Here is a 3,946-nt window from a genome sequence, read left to right as displayed (position 1 = left end):
GGCGGGCGGGTGGTTGTCGACCACGAACCAGCCGAGGTCCTCGAGGCACTTGGCGGCGGTGCTGCGGCCCGCCCCCGACATGCCAGAGATGATCACCAGCTCGGGGATGGCCGCCGTATCGGCGCCTGCCTCGGCCGTCGTGCCCGTACTCACCTGTGCTCCGTCTCCGTCGGTGCCGGTCATCTTTCCTGCCCCCGTTCCCGTGTCGAGGCGGACGACTCGGCCGTGGTCGCGGCCGTTCCGGTCCGTTCCGCCTCTACCGTCCCATCTTCAATGATCTCGCCTGTTGCCGTGTTCACCGCCGGGCCGCCGGGTGCGGCCCCGGCGAGCGCCGCCGCGACCGTCTCCGCCGTCCTGCGGCCGATGCCGGGCACCTCGCAGATCTGCTCCACGGTCGCGGCCCGCAGCCTCTTCAGGGAGCCGAAGTGCTTGAGCAGCGCCTGCTTGCGGGTCTCGCCGAGGCCCGCCACCTCGTCCAGCGGGCCGGCCTTCATGCGCTTGCCGCGCTTGCCCCGCTGGTACGTGATGGCGAAGCGGTGGGCCTCGTCGCGCACCCGCTGGAGGAGGTAGAGCCCCTCGCTGCTGCGTGGGAGGACGACCGGGTCGTCCTGGTCCGGCAGCCAGACCTCCTCCAGCCGCTTGGCGAGGCCGCAGACGGCTACGTCGTCGATGCCCAGCTCGTCCANNCCGGCCAGCGGCTCGTCGCCGCCGACGGCCTCCTCGTCCCACTCCCCCGTCTTCTGCTTCTCCAGGAGGTAGCGGCGGAAGCGGCGCGCGATCACCTCGTGCATGGACCGCACGTCGTCCTGGCCCGTGCCGTGCCAGATCCGCTCGTCTCCGACCCGGCCCTTGATCTGGAAGCGGCGGTACTCGCTCTTCCTGGCCAGGCCGTCCTCGAAGACCACCATCGAGGCCACCACGTCCTGCCCCTGGAGGTGGGAGATGTCGAAGCACTCGATCCGCAGCGGCGCGGAGTCCAGCTCCAGCGCCTCGGCGATCTCCTCCAGGGCGCGGGAGCGGGTGGTCAGGTCGGAGGCGCGCTTGGTCTTGTGCAGCACCAGCGCCTGCTGGGCGTTGCGCTGCACCGTGGCCATCAGGTCCTTCTTGTCGCCGCGCTGCGGGACACGGAGGCTGACGCCCGCGCCGCGGCGGTCGGAGAGCCACTGGGCGACCGGCTCGACCGGGTCCGGAAGGGCCGGTACGAGCACCTCGCGCGGTACGCCCTCGCCGCTCTCCTCGCCGTACAGCTGCTGGAGCGCGTGCTCGACGAGCCCGGCGGTGTCGACGGCCTCGACCTTGTCGGTGACCCAGCCGCGCTGGCCGCGGACGCGGCCGCCGCGGACGTGGAAGATCTGGACCGCGGCCTCCAACTCGTCCTCGGCGACGGCGATCAGGTCGGCGTCGGTGGCGTCGGCGAGGACGACGGCGTTCTTCTCCATGGCGCGGCGCAGCGCCTCTATGTCGTCCCGCAGCCGCGCCGCCTTCTCGTACTCCATCTCCTCGGCCGCGGTGTGCATCTGCTTCTCCAGCCGCCGCAGATAGGTGCCGGTGCGGCCGGCCATGAAGTCGCAGAACTCCTCGGCGAGTTCGCGGTGCTCCTCGGGCGTGACCCGGCCGACGCAGGGGGCGGAGCACTTGCCGATGTAGCCGAGCAGGCAGGGGCGGCCGATCTGGTGCGAGCGCTTGAACACCCCGGCGGAGCAGGTGCGTACGGGGAAGACGCGCAGCATCAGGTCGACGGTCTCGCGGATGGCCCAGGCGTGGGCGTACGGGCCGAAGTAGCGCACGCCCTTCCGCTTGGGTCCGCGCATCACCTGGACCCGTGGGAACTCCTCGCCCAGGGTGACGGCGAGGGAGGGATAGCTCTTGTCGTCGCGGTACTTGACGTTGAACCGCGGGTCGAACTCCTTGATCCAGGAGTACTCCAGCTGCAGCGCCTCGACCTCGGTGGAGACGACTGTCCACTCGACGGAGGCGGCGGTGGTGACCATGGTCCGGGTGCGCGGGTGCAGCCCGGCGAGGTCCTGGAAGTACGAGGAGAGCCGCTGGCGCAGGCTCTTCGCCTTCCCGACGTAGATCACCCGCCGGTGCTCGTCCCGGAACCTGTAGACCCCCGGCGAGTCGGGGATCTGTCCCGGCTTGGGTCGGTAGCTGCTGGGGTCGGCCATGTTCTCACCCTACTGTCGCCCACCGACAACGGTCCTCCCGCCGAGGGCTTGGCGGTTGGGGCGCGGCTCCGGGGCCGGGGACGGTGTGCGTCCCCGGCCCCGGAGGCGGTTCGGAGGCGGTGTGGCTGGGCTTCGGGATCCCGGCCCCGGACTTCGGGCCTTCAAGCCCGGGCACCGGGATTCAGGCCTCGGGCCTCGGGATTCAGGTGCGGCGGCGCGGGCGCCGGGCCGCGGAAGCGGCGCTGAGGCCGAGGGCGAGGACCGCCGCCGCGGCGGTGGCCGCGGAGGCCGCCGTCACCAGGCCGCCGCCGGCCGCGGGACCGGCCTCGGCGACCGTGGCGGAGGTCTGCGGTCCGCTCGCCGCGGCGGCGGCGCTGCTGTTCTTCCCGGTGTCTCCCCCGGTGCTTGCCTCGGTGTTTCCCCCGGTGCTTGCCTCAGTGGCCTTTCCGAAACCGCCGGCCTCGCCCCTCCTGTCGTACGCGGAGCCAGGCAACTTGTCGGCGTACGCGGCGCGCACGCGCTGCTGGTACGCGTCGAGGCTCACACCCCGCGCGCCCACGGCCCGTACCGCGTCCTCGTCCAACGGCAGCACGCGCGCGTCGCGCTGGACGTACCAGGCGTCGATCTGCGGTTCCTTGAAGACGGTGCCGCCGCGCAGCTTCCGCGCACCGGCCGCCGCGTAGCGGGTCTCGTCGTCGCCGGTGGCGATGTTGACGACGGTCCAGCGGCCCTTCTGGCGGGCGGTCCAGACCGAGGCCTTGCGGCCGTCCGCCGCGACCGCCTCGGTGGCGAGGAACTCCAGCCGGGCGACGGGCACGTCCGGGCGGCCCGCGACGAACTCGGGGGCAAGGTAGTAGACGGGCACGGTCGCGCCCTGGATGCGCGGCGCGGCCTGGGCCCCCGATGGGGCACCCTCCGGCTGGGCCGGCCCGGCGCCTGACCCCGAGGGCGCGGCTCCGCTCTTGGCGAAGAAGCGGGAGAGCGTGCTGATCATGTCCGGGGAGCTCGCCGCGGCGCGCGCCTCGGCGATGCTCGCGGCGGTCGGCGCCTTGGGCGACGCCGGGGTGGCGTCCGCTTCCTCGGTGGACTGGCCGTGCGCGGGTATCTGCGGGACGAGGTAGAGCAGCGCGGCGGCGAGCGGGATGGCAGCGGCCGTCGCGGCTCTGGCGGCGCGCCGGTTGGTCCTTTTCCTGCTCACGGCCTCACGCCCCGATCCGGTAGAGCGAGTGGGTCCAGGCGAACTCGCTGTTGTCGACGTACCAGCTGTGGGAGGCCCAGCTGTAGCGTTCGCTCGAAGGCCAGGGATCGCCCCAGTAGACCCAGCTGCCGGCGGCGTCGTAACCGTAGATCACATGCATGTGGCCGCCGCCCGAGGACCACCGGATACGGGTCTCCAGGGGGCGGTCCGCGTCGATCTCCGCGCGCACGGTGGGGTAGCTCAGCGAGTTGGCCACGTACGAGCCGGAGTTGACGCCCGTCCAGGACAGGCCGGTCTGCACATCGTCGAGCGCGGCCTGGGAGTTGGGGCAGTCGCCGCCCTGACGGTGGTTGAAGGCCGCGTTGCAGAACTCGTTCTGGCTGCGGTCCTGGCCGAACCAGGTGGCGATGGTGTTGCCGGCCGCGGCCCAGCACCAGTTGCTCTTCCGCTGGGCCTGCATGGTGATGTCGAGCCGCTTGGTGTCCGCCCCGGCGGGGGGCTTGGAGGGCGCGGCGGCAGTCGCGGCACCGGCGGTGGGGAGCGCGAGGAGGGCCGCCGTCAGGGCGAGAGTGGTGAGGGC

The 3,946-nt window shown here is 72.6% G+C and carries 4 protein-coding genes and 1 pseudogene; all 5 read right to left on the bottom strand.

Annotation, left to right across the window (positions count from 1 at the left end; translation table 11 throughout):
* The coding region (locus AOK16_RS20650) for an RNase adapter RapZ (RefSeq protein WP_276202521.1) at positions 1-183 on the bottom strand (183 nt) is incomplete at its 3' end.
* Positions 180-685, bottom strand: a pseudogene (locus tag AOK16_RS28590) (helix-hairpin-helix domain-containing protein); the annotation flags it as partial. The pseudogene AOK16_RS28590 and the gene AOK16_RS20650, both read right to left, overlap by 4 nt.
* Positions 686-687: 2 nt before the next feature.
* On the bottom strand, positions 688-2,168 hold a 1,481-nt coding region (gene uvrC, locus AOK16_RS20645), incomplete at its 3' end, for an excinuclease ABC subunit UvrC (protein ID WP_240483668.1).
* A 202-nt stretch (positions 2,169-2,370) separates the two neighbouring features.
* On the bottom strand, positions 2,371-3,366 hold the full coding sequence (locus AOK16_RS20640) for a hypothetical protein (protein ID WP_055473682.1): 996 nt from the start codon (positions 3,364-3,366) through the stop codon (positions 2,371-2,373).
* A 4-nt stretch (positions 3,367-3,370) separates the two neighbouring features.
* The coding region (locus tag AOK16_RS20635; protein WP_055473681.1) for a papain-like cysteine protease family protein at positions 3,371-3,946 on the bottom strand (576 nt) is incomplete at its 5' end.

The organism is Streptomyces pathocidini (assembly GCF_001418495.1).
Lineage (GTDB): Bacteria > Actinomycetota > Actinomycetes > Streptomycetales > Streptomycetaceae > Streptomyces > Streptomyces pathocidini.
Note: the sequence above shows the minus strand (reverse complement) of the source record. Positions and strands in the feature narration are given on the sequence as shown.